This window comes from Klebsiella terrigena (assembly GCF_006539725.1).
Classification (GTDB): domain Bacteria; phylum Pseudomonadota; class Gammaproteobacteria; order Enterobacterales; family Enterobacteriaceae; genus Klebsiella; species Klebsiella terrigena.
This window is the reverse complement of record NZ_BJNO01000031.1, coordinates 13996-39285: the sequence shown is the minus strand read 5'-3', so window position 1 is coordinate 39285 and position 25290 is coordinate 13996. Positions and strand designations below refer to the sequence as shown.

Sequence of the window (25290 nt, the reverse complement as noted above, 5' to 3'; positions counted from 1 at the left end):
ACAAAGCGCTCCCTCCTGGATAGTCTGCACCCCGCGTAAAGGTGGATGTTATATTGTAACAATGTATTTATTGTGCAAGATAGCGCTGGCACCGAACGGGCGCTGTGGTAGGGTTTTCGCATCAATAACTGGGCCGGGACGCGTTTCTAAGATGAAAATTTATCGCATAGTACTTTTAACCGTTGCCGTGAGTTCCCCGGCCGCCTGGGCCTTCCAGGCTAAGAGCGTGGCTTCTGCCGAGGTTAACTCCGCCCAGTTGAAAAAGGCGGAAGAGAGCCTCGTCAGCAACTTCTACAGCCACAACGCCGCCGGCTTTCAGACCTCAATACTGGGAACCTGCAGCGCAACGCCGGTTCCCGGCTGCCACTGCGCCTTCTGCACGATGCTGCGCGGCGGCGCGTAACCCGTTTTTCTCCTTAGAGCCTGGAGCCTTAGCGGTTATCGCTGATCGCAGGATTCGCTTTTTCTCAGATGGCGTGCGGATTGAACGCCGGAACCGTTGTACCCGACTCCGGCGATGCGAATCGCGGTGATTTTTAGTCGCTATCCCGGCGGGGCTGCTTCGCCACCGGCCCGGTTGAGCCGCGAAGCCGCAGGTGCAGATCGAGGCCCATCTGGTGAATCCGGACAGCCGGGGGCGATTTACAACCTCGGCTGCTATCCGGCTTCATTAGCGCATCTGGTGATGCAGCACCGCCTCGGCGACCCTCTCCGGCGGCTCGCTGCTGGCCCGGCAGCGGGCCAGCAGCTGCTGATATTGCTGCGGGGTATCAACATCCCAGTGAATGCCATTTTCTGCCACGCCGACCGCTTGGCTACCAAACTGACGCACAACCGTTTTGAGGCTATCGTCGGCGCCGGCAGCGACTATTTTGTCAATAATCGAAAACGGCAGCAGTACTGGATGACCCCGACCCTGCTGATACTCGGGGATCAGGCACGTCTCTTTGCGCTGCCGCCACAGGGTTGCATAGACGCCAGAGCCGGTAGCCGGCATATCGCCGAGGGCGATAAAAAAATGGCGCGCTTTAATGTGCTTCACGCCCGCCCGGATAGATGAAAACATCCCCTCCTGATAGTTCGCGTTATGAACCAGCTCAATACCTGGATGCTGCGCGTAGCGCTGATGCAACTCGGCCCCTCTGAATCCGGTCACCAGGATAACCCGATCGCAGAATGAGAGCGCATCGGAGATGGCGCCATCGAGGACGGTCCCCTCTCGCCATGGCAGCATCATTTTCCAGGTCCCCATTCTGGTTGACATTCCCGCCGCCAGAATCAAACACTCTTTAACAGGCATAGGTCCTCCGCCACTATCGGCGCCCCGGATATCAGCTCGTCCGGGGCGTCGCAAACTCAGGCCTTCAGAATCGCTTTTATCGAGGTGATAATCGGCTGATAGCCGGTGCAGCGGCAGAGGTTACCCTCCAGCGCCTCGCAAATTTCGCTATCGGAAGGTTGAGGGTTTTGATCTAACAGGGCCTTCGTGCTCATCAGTACCCCCGGCGTACAGAAGCCGCACTGGACGCCGCCGTGGCGCACGAACGCGTTTTGCAGCTTCTTCCCGACGGCGTCATGCTGCAGGGCCTCAATCGTGGTGATTTCCGCGCCGTGGCACTGGGCGGCCAGCAGGAGGCACGAGCAGACCGATTTTTCGTTCATAATCACCGTGCAGGCCCCGCACTCGCCGACGGAGCAGCCCTCCTTGGTGCCGGTTAGCCGCAGATCCTCCCGCAGGAAATCCAGCAGGCGGGTGTTATCGTCCACTTCGCGACTGATGCGAATGCCATTAACCTTCAGCTCAATTCGGTTCATTTTTTTGCCACCTTCTGCTCTGCCAGCGTTTCCTGCATCATTTGTCGGAACATATCTTCAAATACCGGTATTTTGTAAGGGGCCGACCAGCGTCCGCCTATCGCCTCATGCATGATTTTGTTCAGCGCCTGGACCGCATCCTCAATTCTCTTCTCGTCGAGGACAAACCCCGTCAGGCAGGCCTCAACTTCCGTCAGGCGCTGTGGTTTGCTGAGCAGAGCGCCATCCACCAGGCGGCAGAGCGCCAGGGTGCCATCGGCAGAAAAGGTGAACAGGCCCGTCAGGCTTTGGCGGGTGATATTCAGCGCGTTGCGGCGGCCCAGCTGTAAATAGCGCTGCTGTGATAGCGGCGCGGGCGGGGCTGGTAATATGACTTTGGTGACGATTTCGCCTTGCTTCAGCGCCGTGCGGTAGCCGCCGACGATAAAGTCGCTGAGCGCTATCTGCCGCGCGCCGCTGGCGCTTTGCAGCTCCAGTCTGGCGTCATAAATAATCAGCGGTGGAACCGAGTCGGCGCAGGGCGCGGCGTTGACGATATTCCCGCCAACCGTCGCCTGGTTGCGCAGCTGGAGAGAGCCAATAGTTTTGCAGGCCGTGACCAGCAGCGGGTAGCGCGCCTTGATCTGCGGGTGCCTGACCAAATCGGTAAAGCAGACCCCTGAGCCGATAATCAGCTCGTCGTTAAGCTCTTCTATCTGCCTGAGCTCCTGAAGCCCCGCAATATTGACCAGCCCGACCTCGTCGGTTTTCAACCGCGCCTGTACCAGAACGTCGGTCCCGCCGGCGATGGGCTGGCTATTTTCCCGCGCCAGCATCTGCAGCGCCTCGTCCAGATTTTTCGGTGTCGCCATTCGCAGCGTATTGAGGCGCAGAACCTGCTTATGCTCCGCTCCCTCCGCCATGAGTTCGCTCTGGCGCTCGGGTTTTTTCAGGTTATAGCCGAGGCGCACGCGCTCGAGGGTCAGGGGAAGCTGACGGTTGCGTTTCTCCAGGGCGAAGCTGACCGCGTTGTTAAGCGCCGCCGCTCCCAGCTCAAGGACCGGCTCGCCGATAACCTTGGCGCCTAAAGGCCCGGCGCGGTCGTGGTTTTCGACGGCGATAATATCGATATTGGGCATATCCTGGATGGTGGGCAGCAGATAGGTGTCAAAATTCTCGGATTTCACGGTCCCGTTTTCGGTATTAAAATCCTCCAGCATGCCGTATCCCACCATCCCCTGCAGCACGCCGCCGTAGACCTGACCGGCAAAGCCGACGGGATTTATCACCTTACCCACATCGTGGGCGGCGACGACGTGATTGATGGCGATCTTGCCGGTGCGGGTATCCAGCGCAATATCGGCGATCTGGCAGCCATAGACCCAGGTGAAATAGGGGCTGCCGCAGCCTTTTTCCTCATCCCAGTGGATAGCCGGCGCCACGTGCCAGCCGTAGGAGGAGAGGTTGGCGCCCGTCGCCCGGGTCAAATCGACAACCTCCTGAAAGGTCAGGGTAGTTTGCGGCTGGTGCCGATTGAAGACTTTCCCCTCTTGCCACACCAGATCGTCTATACCGGCGGCCCCAAGCCGCTGGCTGACGGCGTTGGCCATCCGTTTCTTGATTTTATTGGCGGCGCTCAGGATGGCCTGACCGCCCATCAGCGTGCCGCGGGAGGCGACGGTAGAGCCGCCGTCGGCGATCATCGAGGTGTCAGGCTCAGAGAACATCACGCGATCCAGTCCGATGCCAAAGGCTTCCGCGGTAATCAGCGACATGGTGGTTTGCAATCCCTGGCCGTTTTCAGAGACGGAGGTCGAAATGTTGATGCTGCCATCGGCGTTCACCTGCATCAGCGCCGATGAGGCGTCTAGGCCCTCCGCGCCGAGGGAGCACCCGCGGTGGCTGAGCGCCAGGCCGATACCGTAGCGCACCGGTCCGCCCTCGGCGTTGAGCTTGCGATAGTGCTCACGCCTGGCGACGAACTCCGCTTTCGCCATGGCTTTTTCGAGGACCTCCTGCGCGGAGACCGTATGATTATCAAACACCTGCCCGGCCATGCTGGTATCGCCCTGGCGGAGAATATTGCGCAGGCGCAGCTCGACCGGGGAGAGACCCATCGCTTCGGCGACCTCATCCATCAGCGATTCATTGGCAAAAATCACCTGCGGAGCGCCGTAGCCGCGATAGGCGGAAGTGTAGTTATTGTTGGTATAGACCCCCGTCACGTCGACCCGCACGTTGGGAATGTTGTAAGGCCCGGCGGCCTGCACGGAGCTGCGCCAGGTCACGAACATGGTCTGTCCGGAGTAGCTGCCGCCATCGGCGATAATATCGACCTTAATCGCCTGAATGCGGGCCTCATCATCGAGGCCAATCTTGTACTTCATCTTATAGGGATGGCGTTTATAGCTCTCCCGCATCGACTGTTCCCGATTGTAGGAGATCTTGACCGGGCGAGAGGTAAGATGCGCCAGCAGGGCGGCCCGGCAGGCAATATTGTCGATAATATCGTCCTTGCCGCCAAACGACCCGCCCAGTATCGAGCGCTTAACGTTGACCCGCGACTGCGGAAGGGCGAGGTATTTTGCCACGATCCCACGTATGCGGTGGGCGTTCTGAATCGAGCCGGTAAGGGTCATCACCTGCTCGTTATTATCGATCCAGGCCGTGATGGATTCAGGCTCTATATAGCCATGTTCCTGAAACCCCACCTCGTACTCGCGTTCAAAAATATGCGTAGAGGCGGCAAAGCCGCTGTCGATATCGCCTTTGACGGTGTGGTGGTGATTAATAATATTGCTGTCGAGTTCGCTATGAATTAAGCGTGCTCCGGGCTTCATGGCCTCTTCTGGCGACACGATGGGCTGCCATGGCGTATAGGTTATGGCGATCTTTTCTGCGGCAAGGCACGCCGCTTCATAGGTTTCGGCGGCGACGACCGCAATCACATCACCGCGATAAGCAATTTCATCGCGGATGATGGGGGGATAGTCGGGAATGATAACGCCAAGGCTCTTCTCGCCGGGAATATCCTCCCACGTGGCAATACGCACCACGCCAGGAACGTTTCTCGCCTCAGATAAGTCGAGTGAGTCAATGCGTCCTGCAGGAATATCGACAAAGCGACAAACGCCGTACAGCATATTTGCCATTTTAATATCATCGCCGTAAATAGCCTTGCCGCTCACCTTGGCCAGGCCATCAACGCGCGCGACTTCATTGCCAACCAGCGTAGTGGTCATATTTTTCTCCGTTTCCAGGGTCCTGTCCCTTATACGAACGACGCCCGACGGATGGTGTCACCGTAGGTCGCACTGCCGCAGCTGCGGGGGATGTCTGTTGCGCGGCATAACGATCGTAAAGACGTTTTTGCCTATCGGGCGAGAAGTAGCAATAGGTATGCCAGCTCAAAGGAATGGCGTTTTCGGGGTTGCCAACTGTGATGCCGATCGAACTTATTGGCGAAACGACGCTGCCTGCGAGAGAGGCTGCTGCCGTTGCCGCGGGATTATCATCTGCCGGGCGATAATTATTATCATAATGATAAAGGACGGTGATGAAGAGATAGCCTTTCGGCGCTCCGCGGGCGTTTCTGGAAATGAGTGCCCCTGGGCGCCGGGTTGCGCCCAGGGGAGTACGGGGAAGGGAGGCTAGCGGAAAGGCGGTTCGTTGAAGGTGCGCAGCTTGCGCGAATGCATATGATCGCCTTCGGCCCGCAGGAGGTCGATGGCCTTAATGCCAATCTGCAAATGCTCTGAAATAGCCCCTTCATAAAAACGGTTGGCCTGGCCGGGGAGCTTTATCTCACCGTGCAGCGGTTTATCAGAGACGCACAGCAGGGTGCCGTAAGGGACGCGGAAGCGGTAGCCCTGAGCGGCGATAGTCGCGCTTTCCATATCAATCGCGACGGCGCGGCTGAGGTTGAAACGCAGCGCCGAGGCGGAATAGCGCAGCTCCCAGTTGCGATCGTCGGTGGTGACCACCGTCCCGGTGCGCAGCCGCTGCTTAACCTCTTCACCCGGCATGCCGCTGATCTGCTTGGTGGCGTCGTACAGCGCGCGCTGGACCTCGGCGATGCTGGGGATCGGGATATCCGGCGGCAGCACCGCATCGAGCACGTGGTCGTCGCGCAGATAGGCGTGCGCCAGCACGTAGTCGCCGATGGTCTGGCTTTCGCGCAGGCCGCCGCAGTGGCCAATCATCAGCCACACGTCAGGGCGCAGCACCGCCAGATGATCGCAGATATTCTTGGCGTTAGAGGGGCCAACGCCGATGTTAATCAAGGTGATCCCCTGGCCATCTTTGGTGATCAGGTGCCAGGCGGGCATCTGGTGCTTTTTCCATGCCAGGTCGGACACGGCCTGCTCCGGCGCTTCGGTATCGGCGGTGATCCAGATCCCGCCGGCGCAGGAGAGCGCGATATAGGGGCTGTCGGGATCGAGGATCTGGCTGCAGCCCCAGCGGACGAACTCATCCACGTAGCGGGTGTAGTTGGTGAACAGGACGTACGGCTGGAAATGATCGACCGGCGTGCCGGTGTAGTGGCGCAGGCGGGCGAGGGAGAAATCGACGCGTCGGGCATCGAAGTGGGAAAGCGGGTGGTTTTCGGTCGGGTGGAAAATCCCGTCGGCGGTTTCATCGCCAATCTGCGACAGCTCGGTGGTCGGGAAATGGCGAGTCAGGCCCGCGCTCATCGAGCGATCGAGGGTCAGCTCGGAACCGTCGATCACGTAAGGGTAGGGAATTTCATGCTGCGAAAGCCCAACGCTAATGTGCGCGCCGTAATCCTCATACAGCAGGGTGAGCTGTTCGAGGAGGTAGGTGCGAAATAGCTTAGGATTGGTAATGGTGGTGCTGTAGCAACCGGCGTGGGTGAAGCGGCCCCAGGCGCGGGTTTTGAGGGCCTTGTGATCGGCGCCATCCCAGGATACGGACAGCAGGGGATAGACAAACAGCCCCTGGGCACGGACGGTCTCGTCAGGGAGCTCGTTGTGGTTGATGTACTCGCCAATGGCTTTACGTAGCGCATTGACCGACTGCTCATACTGCGTTTCTAGCTGACTCAGCGCTTGTTCCGGGGTCAGACTGGCGGCCTTGTGGTTCATCATTCGCTCCTTGTTTCAGGTCTGCTGACGTGTTCGATAGTATGTCACAGACCGAAAAGAGCGAAGGGGAATTTCACCGGCTGAGCGATGAAAATACTGCAAATAGAAACAGTTGGTGATGATTACTGGCGGCTATTCGGCGACGGAATGCGCGCTATCGGCCCAGCGCTCGGCGCTGAAGTGCGTCGCCTTTTGCACCTTCAGGGTTACCGCGGGATCGTCGTTGATGCTGTAGCGGGCGTTCGCCAGCGGCGTGAGCTTATCGCCGATTTTTAAGCCGCAGCGGCAGGGTTCAATCTCGGCAATGATCAGCAGCTGGCCGCTTTGTAAAACCACGCGGGTCGTTTCGGTGCAGACCTTTTTTACCCACCACTCCATCTCTTTCTCCCTGGCCTGTTATATTCCTGGCGATAATTGTCTTTTGCTGCTCTTCTGACAATAAGAATAGCCTTTCGGTTTAGTCTATGTTTAAAAAGCGTCTCGCAGGCTTTAATCACATAGACACCAATGCGCTAATGCGCAAACGGTCGTCATATACGGCAAAGAAAATGGACAGCGATATGGCAATGATGCGCTTTACCCGATACCTGAATAAAGCTGGTTTAAAAGTCGCCTCGCTGGTGAAAAAAATCGCCGTGGGCCTGCTTATCGTGATTGGCGTTTTTTTTGCCGGACGTATTTATGAAACCCAGCGCGGGCCTGCGCTGCATTCGTGGCATACCTGGTCCGCCGATGAAATGTCGGCGGCTGAGATTGACCGCACCACCTTCGCCGGATATCTGGCGCGGGAGGGGGCTATTTTTCAGCAGATGAAAACCCAGCTGACCGATGCGCTTCCTGATGATGAAAAAACGCCGCTCAACCGTTTTTATGCCCAAAGCGAGGTCTACCCGGAGAAGTTTCAGCCTAACTGGAACCGCTCCTTCGTGCTGCTGCCGGAGGGAAAGCCGCGCGGTACCGCGGTGCTGCTGCACGGGCTGACGGACTCGCCCTACAGCGTGCGCTATCTGGCAAAAGCCTATCAGCAGCAGGGGTTCGTAGCGGTGGTGCCGAGGCTGCCGGGACACGGCACCGCGCCGGGATCGCTGACCGCCGTTGACTGGCAGGCGTGGATGGCGACAACGCGGCTGGCGGTACGCGAAGCGACGCGGCTGGGCGGGCCGAAGGTACCGCTGCACGTGATCGGCTACTCCAACGGCGGCGCGCTGGCGCTGAAGTATGCGCTCGATGCGCTGGATGATAATGCCCTGCCCGAGCCGCAGCAGATAGTCCTGCTATCGCCGATGATCGGGGTGACGGCATTTGCCCGTTTTGCCGGGCTGACGGGGCTGCCGGCGGTGTTTCCGGCCTTTGCCCGGGCGGCATGGCTGAACGTGGTGCCCGAGTTTAATCCTTATAAGTACAACTCGTTTCCGGTGAAGGCGGCCCGCCAGTCGTGGCTGTTAACCCAGGCGCTGCAGGAGCAGATAGTCCAGGCCTCCCGCAGCCAGCGGCTTGCCGCGCTGCCGCCGGTGCTGACCTTCCAGTCGGTCATGGACTCCACGGTGAGCACCCGGGCGGTGGTTGATTCGCTGTATCGCTACCTGCCGCAAAACGGCAGCGAGCTGGTGATTTTTGATATCAACCAGGCCGCCAACCTGCGGGCGCTGTTCCGTCCTGCGCTCTACTCTGCGGTCAGCGCGCTTCTGCCGCCCGCGCCGCGGCAATACAGCACCACGGTGATCACCAACGCCTCGCCCATCACCTATGAGACGGTGGCCCGCACCACGCCGGCAGGAGAAAAAGCGGAGCGGGTGACGCCGCTGAACCTGGCGTGGCCGCAGGATATGTATTCGCTCTCGCACGTGGCGGTGCCGTTCCCGCTGAACGACTCCCTGTACGGCCGCGAGCCGACGGAGAAGAACCTTTACGGTATTAGCATCGGTACGATTTCGCTACGGGGAGAGACCTCCAGCCTTAGCGTCGGGCTGGATACGCTGATGCGCGTGACCTCCAACCCGTTCTTCCCGTTTATGATGGCGCGCATCGACCAGCGCATCGGCTGCGGCTTCCAGCCTGATATGCGGGCCTGTCTGCAGCCTGAAGCGCGGGTTGAGGCCTCAAAATAGCGAGACGTGCATCAGGGTGCGCACCGCGATGCCAACCATGGCGCCAGGCGCGACAAAGCGGAACAGGCGGACAAACCGCGAGCTGACGCCAAGAAAAATGCCGATTCCCGGCAGATCGAAGGTTTGAATCAACAGCCCGGCGGAGGCGTTAATTTGGCTGGCGGTGACCTTGCCCTGCTGAAGCAATTCAGAGATCACGCCAAAGTAGGCCGTGCCGCCGGCCACGCATTTGACCAGCGCCGGCAGGACGAAGTTTTCCGGGATATGCAGCCACAGCAGCAGCGGCATCAACAGGCGCTGCAGCATATCAATCAGCCCGGCAGCCTGCACCAGCCCGACGATGGTGAGCGACAGGATCAGCATCGGCACGGCGCCGAGGGCCAGGCGAATCGCGTCGGAGCCGGCGCTGTTGATAACGGAAATGATCCCCTGGCTATTTTGCTCCGCGGTGGGTAGCGCCTCCGCGCGGGCGTTTTCGACGGTCGACAGCCGCCGGCCGGTGAAGTACCAGGTTGCCGCGGCCGCGCACAGCCCGCCAACAATCGAAATGATTATCGAGGCCATCCAGTGCAGGCCGAAGGGCGCGAGAGGGTAGAAGACGTTGCCTTGACCCATAGCAAAGACCATGGCCAGAGTCGCGGCCATCTGCCGGTCCGAGACGCCGCGTTTATCCATAATCGACAGGGTTGCCAGCGGGGCGGCAAAGCTGACAAAATTCATCTGGATCAGGGCAAAAGCGCTCATCCCGGTTAAACCAAACGGCTTGAGCAGCGGCGCCACCCAGCGGACGATAACGTCGAGCACCCCGCGCACTTCCAGATATTTCATGATGATCAGCATCACTACCATAATGGGTAGCAGGGTATAAAGCGCGACGTTAACCGAGGACTTTCCCGCCGACATAATAATGCTTATGACATCCATTTATTTTTCGAGCACCGCCTGCAAAATCATTCATTAGCGTCATGATAATCCCCGCTGCTATGAAATGATATGTTCTGCTGCTATTGGCAACTGCCCTGCCGGTTGTTATATATACTGATCATAAGGGGCGCGTATTACCGGTAAAATGCCGCCACGACATTTGCAAAGCGCGGTTATTATTCCCGGAATAAAAACCCAGTGGAAATTATCTATAAGGAAAAGCCTATGCAACGTTGTCGGCTGATGGTATTGGCAGCTCTGATTATTTTTGCCTCTGCGGCGCGGGCTGAAAAGGGCGTTTACGGTGAACAGCGCATCAGCGGCTGGTGGGACTGGTTAAAAAATGATGTTTCGCAAACCTGGAATGAGCCGCAAAACTATGACCTGTATCTGCCGTTTCTTAGCTGGCATAACCGCTTAACCTACGATAAAGAGAAAACGGATAACTACAACGAGATGCCCTGGGGCGGCGGCTTCGGCTTCTCTCGCTACCACGATGACGGCGACTGGAGCTCGCTGTACGCCATGATGTTTAAGGATTCGCATAACGAGTGGCAGCCCATCATCGGCTACGGCTGGGAGAAGGGCTGGTATCTGGATAGCGCCCGCGATTTCCGCCTCGGGCTCGGGGTGACCGCCGGAATTACCGCGCGCGATGATTTCGCTAATTACGTGCCGCTACCGATTATCCTGCCGCTATTTTCCGCAAGCTATCAGCGGCTTAGCGTGCAGTTTACCTATATTCCCGGCACCTATAATAACGGTAACGTCCTCTTTGCCTGGCTGCGCTATGGTTTTTAAACCCGGCGCCAGGCCGGGGCGGAAGGCTTAAAGGGTGATCACCTTTTTAGCGACCGGGTTTGATAACACCAGCATTGAAATCAATACCGAGGCGACAAACGTCAGGGCAATCAGCATTAATTTTGTGCTCAGCGAACCGATCGGGATAAGGGAGCTCAGGAGATGAAAAACTGAGTAGTGGAGGATATAGACCCCGGTCATCGTTTTGCTGATTGCCGCCAGAATACTCTCCTTAAACTCGCTGTTTTTACGAAAACGAACGCCGTTAGCCGCAATAACCAGCGCCACCACCAGAATATAAATTTGCGAACCGGTGAGCAGGAACGCATTTCTGTCGGCCTTAAACAGGGCGAAAAAGAAATGGCGTTCGTAAAACCAGGTGAAAAGATAAATAAACGGTATGGCACACATCGCGGCTTTTACCACTTTATCGCGAGTCAGCCAGCGCACGACCATTGGCTCGTTAAACAGCTGGCCGGTTAAATAGAACAACAGCCAGGTCCACAGGCGATACTGCGGCGCCAGGCTTAGCACATGAACGTCGGGATAGAGTGCCGCCAGCAGATCGTAGCCGTAGGAGAACAGCAGCAGGGCAAACACCGCGCTAAAAAAGATCCTTCTGCGCAGGCTGAGCCACTCGATCAGCGGGTGGAAGGTATAGATCACAATAAAGGTAAAGACAAACCACGGCTGAATCAGATAGCCGCGCTGGTAGGGCTCAAAGAGGTAGTAAATCGTCATCCAGAAAAGGAAGACGATAACCACGCTTTTAATTTTGCCCATCTGCCAGCGCTCGCCGTGCCGGGACTGGGCGTCGAGATAGCCCGCCACCACAAAAAATAGCGGAGTGGCGATGGTCGAGACAAACGTCAGAAAGCCGAGGATCCAGTGATAATCGTAATCATACAGATCCCAGGTGTTATAGATGGTAAAGAACGTTACCGCCGTCATGCATCCCAGCGTTTTAATAATATTTAACCCGGTGGTGTTCATTGTGCTTGCTGCATATCCTTAGGGTGGAAACAGGCGTAAATAACCGGAAGAACCAGTAGCGTCAGGATGGTCGCAAAACCCAGCCCAAACATGATAACAACCGCCATGCTCTGGAAGAAGACGTCCAGCAGCAGCGGCGCCAGCCCGAGCACGGTGGTGAAGGCCGTGAGCAGTATAGGGCGTAAGCGCGAGGTTGCGGCATAGATAATTGCCTGGTGCTGCGGTTTTTCCTGTTTCTGCTGTTCAATCTCTTCCACCAGCACGATGCCGTTGCGGATAAGCATTCCGCTCAGGCTGAGCAAACCGATCAGCGCCATAAAGCCGAAAGGTATGCCGGTAATTAAAAAGCCCGGGGTCACGCCGATAAGCGCCAGCGGCACGGTCAGCCAGATGGCAACCGCATTTTTCAGCGAGCTGAACATCAGCACGGTGATGACAAACATCACCAGATAGCCTAGCGGCAGGGTGGTGAAGAGCCCCTGCTGCGCTTCGCTGGAGTTCTCGGCATCGCCTCCCCACTCAATGCTGTAGCCGTGCGGCAGGCTGATCGCGTTAATCTGCGGCTGCACCCGCGCCAGAATATCCCCCGAGGTTTGGTTGCTCAGAGGGTCGGGGTCGGTCATCACCGTCAGTACGCGGCTGCGGTCGCGGCGCAGAATCAACGGATCTTCCCATTCAAGGGTAAAGTCGCTGACCACGTTGCTCAACGGGATGTACTGCTGCCGGCTCTGGCTCCACACCAGCACGTTGTTGAGATGGTTAGCATCCTGACGTTCGGCGGCCGGCGGACGGACCACCACCGGCAGCAGATCGGCGCCTTCGCGGTACAGCCCGACGCGGCTGCCGGTGAAGTTCATCTGCAGCGCGCTGTCGATATCCTGTTTATCCACTCCCAGCTCGCGCCCGAGGGTGGTCGAGTACTGCGGTCGGATCGTTTTACTGCGGTTCTGCCAGTCGTTACGCACGCTGCCGGCGGCCGGATCCGCGGAGAGGATGGTGCTCACCTGGCTGGCTATCAGCCGTAATCTGTCGGGATCCGGGCCTTTGATACGCACCTCGATCGCGCTGTCGCCGGACGGACCGAACATCACCCGCTTGCTGCTGGCGTTGACCTGCGGATAGTTGCGCGCAATATAGGCGTCAACGTGGCGCGTCAGGGCGTCGATGCTGCGCCGATCGTCCATGCGAACCATAATCTGCGCATAGTTGCTGTACTGCCGCTGGCCGCTGTAGGTGAGGATAAAGCGCATGCTGCCCTGACCGACGGTAGCCACGGTGGTGACGACCCCAGGCTGGCCGTTAATCGTCGTTTCGATATCGCTGGCCATTTTTTCGGTTGCCGCAATATCGGTACCGTAGGGCAGCCACAGGTCAACGAAGAAGATCGGCGTGTTTGATGAAGGGAAAAAGTTCTGCCGCACCGAACCGAATCCCCAGATAGCGCCGCCCAGCAGCGCCGCCATCAGCACGAGGGTGATGGTTTTGCGCATCAGCAGGGCGTTAAGGATCTGCTGATAGCTGCGGTAAAAGCGCCCGCGGTAGGGATCGGCCTCGGCGGCCGGCGTCGGGGACGCCGCGCCTTTAAACAGCCACCATTTGATCAGCACCGGGGTGATGGTGAGCGCCGAGAACCAGCTGAGCATCAGCGAGATTAACAGCACCTGGAACAGTGACTTACAGTATTCCCCCGTCGAGTCCTGCGACAGGCCGATCGGCGCGAAGGCGAGGATCGCAATCACGGTCGCCCCCAGCAGGGGCAGGGCGGATCGGCGGATAACGTAGTTAACGGCGGTCAGCAGCGTCGATCCCTGCTGGCGGGCAATCAGCACCCCTTCGACGATGACGATGGCGTTATCGACCAGCATGCTGAGGGCGATAATAAGCGCGCCCAGCGAAATCCGCTGCAGCTCAATGCCCCACAGGTACATAATTAGCAGCGTGCCCAGCACGTTAAGCGCCAGCGAGAAAGCGATAATAATGCCGCTGCGCACGCCCATGAAGATCAGCAGCACGCCGACAACAATGGCCAGCGCCATCAGGAAGTTGGTGATAAAGCCGCTAACCGACTGGCCGACTTCGGCCGCCTGATCGTAGAACAGATCGATTTTAATCCCGGCAGGTTTTTCCGCCGACATTTGCTCAAGCCTCGCCTCCAGCGCGTGGCCAACGTCGATGACGTTGACGCCGGGGATGAACGAAACGCCCATTGTCACCGCCTGGCGACCGTTGGCGTGGTAGATGCTGGAGGGCGATTCGCTCAGCCCGCGCGAGAGGGTGGCAATATCCCGCAGCCGGGTCGTCGCCCCGGTGCCGTGGGGGTTGATGGGCAGATCGCCCAGCTCGTCGAGATTCTCAAATTCCCCGGTCGGATGCAGGCGAATGGACTCGCTGCCGGATTTAATCTCCCCGGCGCTGGAGACGACGTTCAGGCGGCTGAGAATGGCGGAAAGCTGATTCAGCGTAATGCCGCGGGCCGCCATTTTGGGCAGCGAGATATCAATATTAATTTGCTGCGGGATCGCGCCGCCGATGGCGACCTTGCCGACGCCGGGTACCAGTACCAGCTCCCGGCGCAGCTGCTCGGCATAGCGAACCAGTTCCGGATTGGTAAAGCTGTCGCCGGAAATAGCAAAGAAAAAGCCAAACACATCGCCGAAATCATCGTTTACGAAGGGGGCAACCACGCCGGGCGGGAAGAGCCGGGCCGCGTCGCCCACCCGGCGCCGCAGCTCGTCCCATATCTGCGGCAGCTCGCTGGAGTGATAGTTCGAGGCGATGTTTACGGTTATCTGCGACAGCCCGTTGGAGGAGATAGAGCTGACGTTATCCAGGTAGGGCAGCTGCTGCAGGGCATTTTCCAGCGGCAGAGTGACCTCTTCCTCGACCTGCTGAGCCGATGCCCCCGGATAGTGGGTAATGACCACGGCGGTTTTAATCGTAAACGCCGGATCTTCCAGACGGCCGATATTGAGCAGGGCGAAAATACCGCCTACGCCCAGCAGCAGAATGGTCAGCCAGACGCGGACGGGATTATTGATAAACTGGCGGGATATATCCATTAAAGGCCTCGTTCACGCGTCCAGATTCGAACCGGCTGCTGCGCATGCAGTTCGCTTACGCCAGCGGCCACTACGCGCTCGCCGGCGCTGAGCCCGTCGGTAATGACGACCCCCTGAGTTGTCACCTGCCCGACGCTCACTTTGCGATCCTCAAGATGCAGCTGCTCGCCATCGCCTTTAATCACCCACACGTGTGGCTCGTTGCGCTGATGATTATCGGGATTGAAGACCGCCTCAACCGGCACCACCAGCGCCTCGCGGCCAGCGTTGGCGGGGAGGTTTGCCAGGTTTATCGTCACGGTTCCGCTAACGCCGCCGACCGTTGGGAAATCGGCCGGGCGCGGCATGGTCAGGATCACCTGCCAGGTGAGGCTGCTATTGTCGCTGCTGCCGGAATGCTCTTTGTACTGCGCGGTGAACTGGCGGTCCGGAAGGGAGTTGATTCTGACGATCGGGCGATACTGGGCGTTGCGAATATCAAAGGCGCTAAAGAGGTTTTCCGGGATGCTAAAGACCACGTCGAGCAGATCGGTGCGCGTCAGGGTCACCACGGTTTGCCCGGCGGCGACGACCTGATGATTGCGCACCGGCACGCTGGCCGCTACCCCGCTAAAGGGCGCGTTGAGCGTCATCTGGCCGAGCTCTTCACGGGCAATTTTCAGCGCGGCGTTGGCCGAGTCGCGGCTGGCGCGCTGAACGTCCATTTCCGCTTTTGAAATAGCCTGACGGCCGGCGAGGGTCTGGAAGCGATCGAACTGCCGCTGCGCAAGCGTGGCGGCGGTTTGTCGTTCATTGACGCGCTGCTGGGCTTCGCGCGCGTTGAGCCGGGCGAGGACCTGCCCTTGCGTAATGTTCGCCCCCTGGCGAACGTCGAGCGATTCAACCTGGCCGCCGCGTTTAAAGGAGAGTTCCGTGGAGTCCCCGGACTCGATGCGCGCGGGGAAAATACGCTGCTGTGAATCACCCACCGCGGCCACCTCAGCGGCTTTCACCATCCGCGGCAGCGGCGTAACCTGCGGCGCTTTCTGGTCGCAAGCTGTTGTTATTAAAATAACAACAGGAATGAGAGAAAAATAACGGTTCACTGTATTCCCCTCAGAGCTAAAAGATTTATTTTAAATGTTAGTGACAAACGTCGAACTTATTCAGCCAGGGCAGAGACGACGACATAGGTGAATAATCCTGTAGCCGTACAGGCAATTATTGCCAGGGCAATAAACAGGCTCAGGCGAAACAGGCTATAGCCAAACATCGTTCCTCCTAATAGTACTGGTTATAGAGTAAGTAAAGTCTTATCTACCTAATTCTTGAGTGGTTTTCAGAAGCTCCAGAGCTCCTGATAATGAGCATAGTCGCAGAAAAGCGGAAATGTTAAAAAGAGTAAAAATTGCCCTTATGTCGACGGTTTAGGGTGGTTTGCAGATGAATTGTCTGAGGGCGGCTATCTCCGTGATATTTTTCAATATATTAATTGGTGGCTTAAAAATGTTAACAGTCCTGTGCTACGTTTAATCATACCGACTTCTGTGCCCGCTTTCGTTCCTGAGATTTTCCTCAACGCGTCTCGTTGGGAGATATTTGCGATCTATTCTATTGGTAATAAAAGGATTGTCTGTATGTATAAAAATATTCTGGTCCCGGTTGATGTCTTTGAAATCGGCCTTGCCGACAAAGCGCTATCCCACGCTCAGTTCCTCGCACAAAGCTCTGCCGGGAAAATTCACCTGGTGCACGTAAATCCTCTCTTTTCCCCGGCGCTGACGCGGGGATTTATTTCCGATGCGCGAAAAATGGAAGACTATCTTGTTAAAAACTCTCAGGAAAAACTTGCTGAGCTCGTCAAAAAGTCGGGACTGACGGAAGGTGACGTTGAGATTCACGTTCGCAGCGGCAACGTTCGTGACGAAGTGACGAAGCTGGCCGACGAGCTGCAGGCGGATGTGGTAATTATTGGCTCGCGCAACCCCAATATTCAGACCCATTTGCTGGGTTCCGAGGCGGCCAGTATCGTTCGTTATGCTCACGTTCCGGTTTTTGTTGTGCGTTAAGGGCGGCCTGATGCTGTTCTGATTTCCGTTACAGGAGTGAGGAGATAACTATGAGTACAGACAAACCGGGCGGCCCGTTCTACAAGCTCTCCGTCGATGAAACCCTGTCCAGCACCAACAGCTCCCCCGAGGGGATTAGCAGCGCGGAAGCGGCATCGCGACTCCAGAAATTCGGCGAGAACGCGTTACCGCAAAAGCCGGGCAAACCCGCCTGGCTGCGCTTCCTGGCCCACTTCAACGATGTTCTGATTTACGTCCTGCTGGCGGCGGCGCTGCTGACCGCAGTCATGGGCCACTGGGTCGATACCCTGGTGATTCTGGGCGTCGCGGTGATCAATGCCCTGATTGGCCATATTCAGGAAAGTAACGCCGAAAAATCGCTGCAGAGCATTCGCAATATGCTGTCCAGCGAAGCGGTGGTGATCCGCCAGGGGAACCATGAAACGATTCCGACCACCGCGCTGGTGCCGGGCGATATTGTGGTGATCCGCGCGGGCGACCGTATTCCTGCCGACCTGCGGGTTATCGAAGCCCACAACCTGCGCGTGGAGGAGGCGATTCTCACCGGTGAATCAACGGTGGTTGAGAAAAGCACCGAGGCGCTGAGCGGCGAGCTTCCTCTCGGCGACCGCACCAACCTGCTGTTCTCGGGGACCACGGTGAGCTCCGGCGGCGGTAAAGGCCTGGTGGTGGCGACCGGCGGTGATACCGAGCTGGGCCATATCAACCAGATGATGGCGGACATTGAAAAGCACCGCACGCCGCTGCTGGTGCAGATGGACAAGCTCGGGAAAGCCATTTTTATCATCATTCTGGTGATGATGGCCGCGCTGTTTGTCTTCAGCCTGCTGTTCCGCGATATGCCGGTTTCGGAGCTGATGCTCTCGCTGATTAGCCTCGCGGTGGCGTCGGTGCCGGAAGGGCTGCCGGCGATCATCTCGATTATTCTCTCTCTGGGCGTGCAGACCATGGCCCGGCAGAAGGCGATTATCCGCAAGCTGCCGACCGTTGAGACCCTGGGTGCGATGACGGTGATTTGCTCGGATAAAACCGGGACGCTGACCATGAACGAGATGACGGTCAAAGCCGTCATTACCGCGGACACCATTTATCGGGTCGAAGGGGATAGCTATGAGCCGATCGGTAATATCCATCCGGTAGATGATTCCGGGCCGGTGGTGGTGGCGCCGGGCACGCTGCTCGAGCGCTATCTGCGGACCATTGATTTATGTAACGACAGCCAGCTTATCAAGGATGAAAGCGGATTATGGAAAATTACCGGCGGCCCGACGGAAGGGGCGCTGAAGGTGCTGGCGGCGAAGGTCGCGCTGCCGGCGGTGGCGACCGAGCTGCGGAGCAAAATTCCTTTCGACTCGCAGTATAAGTATATGTCGACGCTCTACCGCATCGGCGACGAGGAGATGATCTTAATTACCGGCGCCCCGGACGTGCTGTTCCGGCTCTGCCAGCAGCAGCAGACCGATAGCGGCCTGCAGCCGCTCGATCAGCCGTACTGGGAGGCAAAAATTGAAGAGTACGCACGGGAAGGGCTGCGCATGGTGGCGGCGGCGTGGAAGCCTGCGGCCAGCGGTCAGACCGAGCTGACCCACCAGGATTTGCAGGAGGGGGTCATTCTCCTCGGTATTGCCGGGATGATGGATCCGCCGCGTCCGGAAGCCATTACGGCGATCGGCGACTGCCTGCAGGCGGGGATCCGCGTGAAGATGATCACCGGCGATCACCCGCAAACGGCGATGAGTATTGGACAAATGCTGGGCATCGGCAACGCCGGCACGGCCATTACCGGGCGCGAGCTTGAGGTAATGGACGACCAGCAGCTCAGCGAAGCCGCGCAGAAGTTTGATATTTTTGCGCGTACCAGCCCGGAGGATAAGTTCCGCCTGGTGCAGGCGCTGCAGAGTAAAAAAGAGGTGGTCGGGATGACCGGCGACGGGGTGAACGATGCGCCGGCGCTGAAGCAGGCCGACGTTGGGATCGCCATGGGCATCAAGGGTACCGAAGTGACCAAGGAAGCGGCCGATATGGTGCTTACCGATGATAACTTCGCCACCATCGCCAGCGCGGTCAGGGAAGGGCGGCGGGTGTATGATAACCTGAAGAAAACCATCCTCTTTATTATGCCGACTAACCTGGCGCAGGGGCTGTTGATTATTATTGCCCTGCTGGCGGGGAATTTAATTCCGCTGACTCCGGTGCTGATCCTGTGGATGAACATGGCGACCTCGGCCACGCTGTCGTTTGGCCTGGCGTTTGAGGCCGGCGAAAAGAATATCATGAAGCGTCCGCCGCGCGATCCTAAGCTGCACGTTATGGACGGTTTCGCTATCTGGAGGGTCATTTTCGTCGGCTCGATGATCGCCGTGAGCGCTTTTGTACTGGAAGCCTGGCTCCAGCCGCGCGGCTACTCGCCGGAGTTCATTCGTACCGTCCTGCTGCAAACGCTGGTCACCGCCCAGTGGTTCTATATGCTCAACTGTCGCGTTGCCGACGGTTTCTCTCTGAGCAAAGGATTACTGGCCAACAGAGGCATCTGGATCGTCAGCGGCGTTCTGCTGGTGCTGCAGCTGCTGATCATCTACGCGCCGTTTATGCAGATGCTGTTTGGTACCGCCGCGCTGCCGTTCCGCTACTGGGTGATCACCTTCATCATCGGATTTGTGATGTTCCTGATTGTCGAAATCGAAAAACCGTTAACCCGGAAATGGCGTACGTCCTGACGGGCGGCGAGCAAGGTTAAAAACGCACCTTTCAACTTAAGGGGGCAGGCCGTCCGGTCGCCCCCTTCTTAATCAGATCTGGCCGCTCGGTCGCTCCCTTCTCAATCAGAGCGGGTATCCTCCCCGCTGGCAAACATGCTTATGCGGCCCGCGTCGCAAGGCGACGATCGGTTTTCATCTTATTCAATCAATGACTGGAATATGCCTTCCTTTTGCTGGCAAAAAGGTATGCGTTGCGTCCGGCCAGGCGTCATTATCTTCACTATTGTTTTGCATCTATATAGTTTGCGATCTATATTGTGAGGAGGTCCCGTGTGGATAATTAAGACGACGGATCGGTTTGACGGCTGGTTTAGTGCGCTTTGCGCAACCGATCGGGCATGTGTACTGGCATTGCTGCTGGTTCTGCGGGAAAGAGGGCCGGGCTTGTCCAGACCTTATGCCGATACGCTCAAAGGCTCATGCTACGGCAACATGAAAGAGCTGCGTGTTCAGAGCCGGGGCGATCCCATCCGGGTGTTTTTCGCCTTCGACCCATGCCGGGCCGGCATCCTGCTCTGCGCGGGTCACAAGGTCGGTAATGAAAAACGCTTCTACGAGCAGACGATCCCAATTGCCGACCGGGAATTCACAGATTATTTGAATACGTTAGATGATAAGGAGTAATGCAATGGGCAGAACGCTCGAACAGCTTCTTGCGGATGAGAAACCGGAGGTGGTGGCCGACGCGCAGGCGATGGCGACGGACATCCTGCTCAACATCCATCTTGCCGAACTGCGTGAAAAGGTGCAGAAAACGCAGGTAGAAATGGCGCAGGCCCTGGGCATCCGGCAGCCTACCGTCGCCAGCATGGAAAAGCAGGGGCGCGATTTGAAACTCTCCACCCTTAAGCGTTACGTTGAGGCGGCAGGCGGTAAACTGCGTCTTGATGTGGAGCTGCCTGACGGCTCTCACTTCGGCTTTGCTCTGTAAAGACCGTTCAGCGCCACGCCCGGTGCAGCAGGCTCTGGCTCACCTGGCTGTGCATCTGGCCGCTGAAGTACAGGAAGATTAATCCACAACTGGAGCCGCGATGAAAACGATGGGTTATGCCGCATCTGGACGCAGGGAAAACGTAATTATCAACAAGCAAAATTAAGCCGTAAGTATCAATGCGCGTTTTGCTCCGGCGGAAGTCCCCCGCCGGCCTTTGCCAGAGGGGGAACTGAACAATTATTCCCAGCGTTTCAGCAGCAGGCTGGCGTTGACGCCGCCAAAGCCAAAACCGTTCGACAGCGCATAACGCATCTTCTGCGGGCGGGCCGCCAGCGCCACCAGGTTCAGGCCTTCCGCGTCTTCATCGGGGTGATGCAGGTTCAACGTCGGCGGCACCATCTGGTCACGCAACGCCTGAATGGTAAAGATGGCCTCAATCCCGCCGGCCGCGCCTAACAGATGGCCGGTTGCTGATTTCGTCGACGTAACGGCGACGGGATGCGTGCCAAACAGGTTTTTAATCGCCGCCAGTTCGCCTTTGTCGCCTACCTGAGTCGAGGTGGCGTGGGCGTTGATATGGTCAATCTCCTCTGCTGTGACCCCCGCCTGACGAATGGCAGTTTCCATGGCCCGACGCGCGCCGTTACCGTCTTCCGGGCCAGCGGTCAGGTGATAGGCATCTGCGCTGGTGCCGTAGCCGACCAGCTCTGCCAGCGGCGTGGCACCGCGCGCCAGCGCGTGCTCCAGCGACTCAATCACGATTAGCCCGGCGCCTTCTCCCATCACAAAACCATCGCGGTCGCGGTCAAAGGGGCGGGAAGCCGCTTCCGGCTGGTCATTGGATGCGCTGGAGAGCGCCCTTGCTGCGGCAAATCCGGCAAGGCTAACGCGATGAATCGCTGCTTCTGCGCCGCCGCAGAGGGCGATATCCGCCTCGCCGCTGCGGATCATCCGTGCAGCATCACCAATGGCCTGAGCGCCTGCCGCGCAGGCGGTTACCGGCGCGCCGATGGGGCCACGGAAACCGTGGGCGATAGACACATGCCCGGCGGCCAGGTTGGCAAGAAAAGAGGGGATAGTGAACGGAGACAGGCGACGCGGCCCGCGCTCATCCGTCGTATGTACCGCATTGGCGATTTCGCTGAACCCGCCGATCCCGGTGGCGATGACCGTTGCGGTGCGATCTTGTTCTGCCGCTGATGCAGGCGACCACCCGGCCTGCGTCAGCGCTTCACGCGCGGCGACCAGCGCAAACTCGATAAAGCGATCCATCTTTTTGCGCTCCTTGGCCGGGATGGTTGCCAGCGGATCGAAGCCGTGCAACGGATCGCATTCAATGGACGGAACCTGTCCGGCCACTTTGCAGGGAATATCTTCGACCATTTGCTCGCTAAGCTTTGTAATACCTGACTTCCCTGCCAGCAGTGACTGCCAGACGTGCTGTACGCCGCAGCCCAGAGGGCTAACAATCCCCATCCCGGTCACGACAATGCGTTTAGCTGAAACGCCCATAATAAACTCTCCTGTAATATCAGTGTGCCGGCGGCTTTTTCATCAATGGAACCAGCAGCGCGGCAATCAAAAAACCGATCATGATGAGGTAAAAAGCATCGGAAAATGCCTGTGTTCGCGCCTCCCGCAGCGTCAGAGCGGAAAGATTCTTCAGCGCCGCCGTATGAGCGGCATCCGGCGAGATCCCCTGAGTGACAAAGTTTGCCGCGCTGCGCTGAACAAAATCGCTCATGGCCAGGTTGGCGTTATTCAGACGATCCGCCAGGCGGCTGTAATGCAAATTGGTCCTGTCGTTAAGCACCGTTCCGCACAGGGCGATGCCGATGGCGCCGCCGAGGTTGCGCATTAAATTAAACAGCCCGGAGGCCAGCTTAAGGCGCGCGGGAGGCAGGCTGCCCAGCGTCAGGGTCACGGTAGGCGCGACGGCAAACTGCTGCGCCAGTCCGCGAAAAGCCTGTGGTAGCAGCAGCTGGTCCGCACCCCAGTCGTGGGTTATCGGGACAAAGCTGTACATCGAAATCGCAAAGCCGATCAGCCCGGCCATAAGCAGCCAGCGCAGATCGACGCGGTTGGCGAGCCACGAATAAAACGGGATCGACATGACCTGGAACAGGCCGGTGGAAAATACCGCCAGGCCAATCTCCAGCGCGCTGAAACCGCGCACGCTGCCGAGGTACAGCGGGGTTAAATAGATGGTGGCGAAGATGCCGACGCCGGCCATAAACGAGAAATAGCAGCCGAGGCTGAAGGTTCGGTCCTGCAGGGCCCGGAGATCCATGACCGGCTGCGGATGGCGCAGGGTGCGGATAATAAACGCCACGCCGCACAGCAGGGCGACCCAGGCGGTCATCGTCAAAGTCGCGTCGTCAAACCAGCCCCAGCGCGGGCCTTCTTCCAGGGTATATTCCAGGCAGCCGAGCGATAGCGCCAGCAGCAGAATACTGAGGTAGTCTGCACCGCGCAGCAGCGAGAAGTCGGCGGTATCCACTTTCACCAGCAGCGGTACGGCAACCGCGATGTAAATCCCCGGAATAACGTTGATAAAAAACAGCCAGTGCCAGCTGAAGTTTTCGGTGATCCAGCCGCCCACCGTTGGGCCAAGCGTGGGGGCCAGGGAGGCCAGTCCGCCGATCGTCGCGGCGGCAATGACCCGCTGTTTGCCCTGGAAAAAGGTGAAGGCGGTGGTGAAAACCAACGGGATCATCGACCCGCCAGCCAGTCCCTGCAGGGCACGGAAGGCGATCATACTCTGGATGTTCCACGCCCAGCCACACAGCAGGCTCATCAGCGTGAAGCCCGCCGCGGAAGCAGCAAACAGCCAGCGCGTCGACATGACCCGTGCCAGCCAGCCGGAAAGCGGGATAATAATGATCTCGGCGATCAGGTAGCTGGTTTGTACCCAGACGGTTTCATCGTCGCCCGCCGACAGGCCGCCGCCGATATCCCGCAGCGAGGCAGACACGATCTGGATATCGATAAGCGCGATAAACATCCCCACGCACATGCTGGCGAAAGCGAAGATCTTCTTAGCCATCGGCATCGACAGACCCTGCGGGGCGGACAACGCCTGAGCGGTGCTCATCGGCGGCTCTTTTCGTTCACTGTGACGATCGCCGATAGCCCCGGGCGCAGTACGTCAAGTTTTGCCCCTTCTCCTTCCAGCGCAATGCGGACCGGCACGCGCTGAACGATTTTAGTGAAATTCCCCGTCGCGTTCTCTGCAGGAAGAATGCTGAAGCGTGAGCCGGTCGCCGGTGCCAGGCTGACAACATGGCCCTTAAAGGTATGGTTCGGCAGTACATCGGCCACGATGGTCACCGGTTGGCCGGGACGCATATGCGCCAACTGGTTTTCCTTGAAGTTGGCGTCAATCCACAGGCCGTGCGCGGGAACCAGGGAAAGCAGCTGCGTGCCGCTGCTGACGAACGAACCGGACCACGCGCGTCGGTTGCCAATCACCCCATCGAACGGCGCGCGAATTTCGGTATAGCTGAGATTCAGCCTGGCCATCTCGAGGCTAGCCTGGGCCTGCGCCAGGGCGGCCAGAGTTTGTTGCTGGCGGGCATCCAGCACCGCCAGCTGGCGTTCAGCCGCGGTTTTATCCGCTTTTGCTTTATCCTGCTCGGCGTGCGCCCGGCGGTAATCGGCGGAGGCGTTATCGCGAATTTGTGCGGCAATCGCGCTCGACGCGGCCAGGGCGTTATAGCGCCGGTTGTCGTTAGCCAATTTTTCGGCCGCCGCCGTGGCGGCCTGTAACGAGGCCGCAGAGCCGGCAATCATCGCCTGTTGTAGCTGCCGGGTGGCAATGATATCGGCCAGCGCGGCCTGCTGCGCCGCCACTTCTCCGGCGGCTTTTGCCAGGGCGGCGCGATAATCGCGGTCGTCAATGCGAATCAGCAGGTCGCCTTTTCTCACCGCCATATTGTCCTGCACCGCTAGCTGCTGGATATAGCCGGAGATTTTGCTGGAGATGGCGCTAATGTCACCGCCAACATAGGCATCATCGGTCGTCTGCATAAAGCGCCCGGTATGCCACCAGTAAGCGCCGTAGCTCGCTGCCGCCAGTAAGGCGACGCCGACCGCCGCCAGGACGAAGGCTCTTTTCTTACTGGCCGGATTCATTGCTGGCATCTCTGTAGGATTCGGGTTGGAATTTTTGCCCGCTATCGCCCTCGCGTTTGCGTAGCAGATATTCGTGACGGTATTTCATCATCGGCGAGGCTGCGGGCCCCGGCACCATGATGTATTTACCCGGGATAATCTCTTCGCCGGTCGCTTTATCGACCATGATCGGCTCCACGCGCCGCTGGGTTTCACTTTCCACCAACTGCATCTGACGGCCTTCGGGTGCGAAGTGACGGTTTCCCCATTCCGCCAGCGCCAGCAGTACCATGCGAAAATCGCGGCCGCTTGGCGTGAGGTGGTATTCATAGCGCGGCGGTGTGCTGCTGTAGCAAACCTTCTCCAGCAGTCCGTCGTCTACCAGCGCCTTCAGGCGGCGCGAAAGAATATTGGGCGCGACGTTGCTGCTTTTCTGGAACTCGTCAAAGCGGGTAAAGCCCGCGAAGGCGTCGCGCAGGATCATTATGCTCCAGCTGTCACCGATGCGGCCAAGGCTGCGGGCGATGGGGCAGGGAGCGAGGCAAAGCGGTTCATTTTTCATCGGCTGGCCTGGATGGATTGGTGGCTTTCGGGAGCAAATTGCCATAGTAACTATCAAAATGCAAGTTAC

At 58.3% G+C, this 25290-nt stretch carries 20 protein-coding genes; 7 read left to right on the top strand and 13 right to left on the bottom strand.

Features of this window, described 5'->3' with window-relative positions:
• The first annotated feature begins 151 nt into the window (after positions 1–151).
• Positions 152–403 (top strand): hypothetical protein, encoded by a 252-nt coding sequence (locus RTE01_RS24065; RefSeq protein WP_041146321.1) that lies wholly within the window; start codon positions 152–154, stop codon positions 401–403.
• A 267-nt stretch (positions 404–670) separates the two neighbouring features.
• Here RTE01_RS24065 and RTE01_RS24060 read toward each other — a convergent pair whose 3' ends face one another.
• The 5 genes from RTE01_RS24060 to RTE01_RS24040 form a co-directional block, all read right to left on the bottom strand.
• Entirely contained in the window at positions 671–1300 is a 630-nt protein-coding gene (locus RTE01_RS24060) for an NTP transferase domain-containing protein (RefSeq protein ID WP_141335422.1), read from the bottom strand.
• A 56-nt stretch (positions 1301–1356) separates the two neighbouring features.
• On the bottom strand, positions 1357–1815 hold the full coding sequence (locus tag RTE01_RS24055) for a (2Fe-2S)-binding protein (RefSeq protein WP_041146320.1): 459 nt from the start codon (positions 1813–1815) through the stop codon (positions 1357–1359).
• Positions 1812–5036 carry a molybdopterin cofactor-binding domain-containing protein gene (locus RTE01_RS24050; RefSeq protein WP_141335420.1) on the bottom strand — a complete coding sequence of 1075 codons (3225 nt, stop codon included), beginning with the start codon at positions 5034–5036 and terminating at the stop codon, positions 1812–1814. The genes RTE01_RS24055 and RTE01_RS24050 overlap by 4 nt, the downstream gene beginning before the upstream one ends.
• Before the next feature lie 408 nt (positions 5037–5444).
• Entirely contained in the window at positions 5445–6899 is a 1455-nt protein-coding gene (locus RTE01_RS24045; RefSeq protein ID WP_115192337.1) for an AMP nucleosidase, read from the bottom strand.
• Positions 6900–7031: 132 nt separating this feature from the next.
• Positions 7032–7277 carry a histidine kinase gene (locus RTE01_RS24040; protein WP_041146317.1) on the bottom strand — a complete coding sequence of 82 codons (246 nt, stop codon included), beginning with the start codon at positions 7275–7277 and terminating at the stop codon, positions 7032–7034.
• Between the two features lie 182 nt (positions 7278–7459).
• Between RTE01_RS24040 and RTE01_RS24035 the strand changes: the two genes are divergently transcribed.
• Positions 7460–9007, top strand: a complete 1548-nt coding sequence (locus RTE01_RS24035) for an alpha/beta hydrolase (protein WP_141335426.1) — start codon at positions 7460–7462, stop codon at positions 9005–9007.
• On the opposite strand, the gene RTE01_RS24030 is transcribed toward RTE01_RS24035, so the two are convergent.
• A complete protein-coding gene (locus RTE01_RS24030; RefSeq protein WP_134526883.1) occupies positions 8999–9931 on the bottom strand; it encodes a nucleoside recognition domain-containing protein in 933 nt (310 codons plus the stop codon). The genes RTE01_RS24035 and RTE01_RS24030 overlap by 9 nt on opposite strands.
• A 225-nt stretch (positions 9932–10156) precedes the next feature.
• On the opposite strand from RTE01_RS24030, the gene pagP reads away from it, so the two are divergent.
• On the top strand, positions 10157–10732 hold the full coding sequence (pagP, locus tag RTE01_RS24025; protein ID WP_041146315.1) for a lipid IV(A) palmitoyltransferase PagP: 576 nt from the start codon (positions 10157–10159) through the stop codon (positions 10730–10732).
• Between the two features lie 27 nt (positions 10733–10759).
• Here the strand turns inward: pagP and RTE01_RS24020 are convergent, their stop codons facing one another.
• Genes RTE01_RS24020 through RTE01_RS24010 form a run of 3 tightly spaced genes read right to left on the bottom strand, consistent with a single transcriptional unit; the run spans position 10760 to position 15869 of the window.
• Positions 10760–11725, bottom strand: a complete 966-nt coding sequence (locus RTE01_RS24020; RefSeq protein WP_141335418.1) for an acyltransferase — start codon at positions 11723–11725, stop codon at positions 10760–10762.
• Complete coding sequence (locus tag RTE01_RS24015; RefSeq protein WP_123551640.1) at positions 11722–14784, bottom strand: efflux RND transporter permease subunit; 3063 nt, start codon at positions 14782–14784, stop codon at positions 11722–11724. The genes RTE01_RS24020 and RTE01_RS24015 overlap by 4 nt, the downstream gene beginning before the upstream one ends.
• Entirely contained in the window at positions 14784–15869 is a 1086-nt protein-coding gene (locus tag RTE01_RS24010; protein WP_115192341.1) for an efflux RND transporter periplasmic adaptor subunit, read from the bottom strand. The genes RTE01_RS24015 and RTE01_RS24010 overlap by 1 nt, the downstream gene beginning before the upstream one ends.
• A gap of 531 nt (positions 15870–16400) precedes the next feature.
• Here RTE01_RS24010 and RTE01_RS24005 point away from each other — a divergent pair.
• From RTE01_RS24005 to RTE01_RS23990, 4 genes are all read left to right on the top strand, one after another.
• Positions 16401–16832 (top strand): universal stress protein, encoded by a 432-nt coding sequence (locus tag RTE01_RS24005; RefSeq protein ID WP_134528570.1) that lies wholly within the window; start codon positions 16401–16403, stop codon positions 16830–16832.
• Between the two features lie 50 nt (positions 16833–16882).
• Positions 16883–19570, top strand: a complete 2688-nt coding sequence (locus RTE01_RS24000; RefSeq protein WP_134526880.1) for a cation-transporting P-type ATPase — start codon at positions 16883–16885, stop codon at positions 19568–19570.
• A gap of 312 nt (positions 19571–19882) precedes the next feature.
• Positions 19883–20236, top strand: coding sequence for a type II toxin-antitoxin system RelE/ParE family toxin (locus RTE01_RS23995; protein ID WP_041146309.1), 354 nt, complete (start codon positions 19883–19885; stop codon positions 20234–20236).
• A gap of 4 nt (positions 20237–20240) precedes the next feature.
• A complete protein-coding gene (locus RTE01_RS23990; protein WP_041146308.1) occupies positions 20241–20543 on the top strand; it encodes a helix-turn-helix domain-containing protein in 303 nt (100 codons plus the stop codon).
• Positions 20544–20783: 240 nt separating this feature from the next.
• Here RTE01_RS23990 and fabF read toward each other — a convergent pair whose 3' ends face one another.
• Genes fabF through RTE01_RS23970 form a run of 4 tightly spaced genes read right to left on the bottom strand, consistent with a single transcriptional unit; the run spans position 20784 to position 25221 of the window.
• Positions 20784–22058, bottom strand: coding sequence for a beta-ketoacyl-ACP synthase II (fabF, locus tag RTE01_RS23985; protein ID WP_041146307.1), 1275 nt, complete (start codon positions 22056–22058; stop codon positions 20784–20786).
• Positions 22059–22077: 19 nt separating this feature from the next.
• Positions 22078–23640: a DHA2 family efflux MFS transporter permease subunit gene (locus RTE01_RS23980; RefSeq protein ID WP_134526877.1), complete on the bottom strand. Its 1563-nt coding sequence runs from the start codon at positions 23638–23640 to the stop codon at positions 22078–22080.
• Positions 23637–24680 carry an HlyD family secretion protein gene (locus RTE01_RS23975; RefSeq protein ID WP_134526873.1) on the bottom strand — a complete coding sequence of 348 codons (1044 nt, stop codon included), beginning with the start codon at positions 24678–24680 and terminating at the stop codon, positions 23637–23639. Before RTE01_RS23975 ends, RTE01_RS23980 begins: the two co-directional genes overlap by 4 nt.
• Positions 24664–25221 (bottom strand): winged helix-turn-helix transcriptional regulator, encoded by a 558-nt coding sequence (locus tag RTE01_RS23970; RefSeq protein ID WP_134526870.1) that lies wholly within the window; start codon positions 25219–25221, stop codon positions 24664–24666. Before RTE01_RS23970 ends, RTE01_RS23975 begins: the two co-directional genes overlap by 17 nt.
• Between the last annotated feature and the right edge of the window lie 69 nt (positions 25222–25290).

Bases quoted from the DNA above. Each gene is read 5' to 3' on its own strand.
- RTE01_RS24065 (WP_041146321.1), top strand. From the start codon at position 152: ATGAAAATTTATCGCATAGTACTTTTAACCGTTGCCGTGAGTTCCCCG.
- RTE01_RS24060 (WP_141335422.1), bottom strand. From the start codon at position 1,300: ATGCCTGTTAAAGAGTGTTTGATTCTGGCGGCGGGAATGTCAACCAGA.
- RTE01_RS24055 (WP_041146320.1), bottom strand. From the start codon at position 1,815: ATGAACCGAATTGAGCTGAAGGTTAATGGCATTCGCATCAGTCGCGAA.
- RTE01_RS24050 (WP_141335420.1), bottom strand. From the start codon at position 5,036: ATGACCACTACGCTGGTTGGCAATGAAGTCGCGCGCGTTGATGGCCTG.
- RTE01_RS24045 (WP_115192337.1), bottom strand. From the start codon at position 6,899: ATGAACCACAAGGCCGCCAGTCTGACCCCGGAACAAGCGCTGAGTCAG.
- RTE01_RS24040 (WP_041146317.1), bottom strand. From the start codon at position 7,277: ATGGAGTGGTGGGTAAAAAAGGTCTGCACCGAAACGACCCGCGTGGTT.
- RTE01_RS24035 (WP_141335426.1), top strand. From the start codon at position 7,460: ATGGCAATGATGCGCTTTACCCGATACCTGAATAAAGCTGGTTTAAAA.
- RTE01_RS24030 (WP_134526883.1), bottom strand. From the start codon at position 9,931: ATGGATGTCATAAGCATTATTATGTCGGCGGGAAAGTCCTCGGTTAAC.
- pagP (WP_041146315.1), top strand. From the start codon at position 10,157: ATGCAACGTTGTCGGCTGATGGTATTGGCAGCTCTGATTATTTTTGCC.
- RTE01_RS24020 (WP_141335418.1), bottom strand. From the start codon at position 11,725: ATGAACACCACCGGGTTAAATATTATTAAAACGCTGGGATGCATGACG.
- RTE01_RS24015 (WP_123551640.1), bottom strand. From the start codon at position 14,784: ATGGATATATCCCGCCAGTTTATCAATAATCCCGTCCGCGTCTGGCTG.
- RTE01_RS24005 (WP_134528570.1), top strand. From the start codon at position 16,401: ATGTATAAAAATATTCTGGTCCCGGTTGATGTCTTTGAAATCGGCCTT.
- RTE01_RS24000 (WP_134526880.1), top strand. From the start codon at position 16,883: ATGAGTACAGACAAACCGGGCGGCCCGTTCTACAAGCTCTCCGTCGAT.
- RTE01_RS23990 (WP_041146308.1), top strand. From the start codon at position 20,241: ATGGGCAGAACGCTCGAACAGCTTCTTGCGGATGAGAAACCGGAGGTG.
- fabF (WP_041146307.1), bottom strand. From the start codon at position 22,058: ATGGGCGTTTCAGCTAAACGCATTGTCGTGACCGGGATGGGGATTGTT.
- RTE01_RS23980 (WP_134526877.1), bottom strand. From the start codon at position 23,640: ATGAGCACCGCTCAGGCGTTGTCCGCCCCGCAGGGTCTGTCGATGCCG.
- RTE01_RS23975 (WP_134526873.1), bottom strand. From the start codon at position 24,680: ATGAATCCGGCCAGTAAGAAAAGAGCCTTCGTCCTGGCGGCGGTCGGC.
- RTE01_RS23970 (WP_134526870.1), bottom strand. From the start codon at position 25,221: ATGAAAAATGAACCGCTTTGCCTCGCTCCCTGCCCCATCGCCCGCAGC.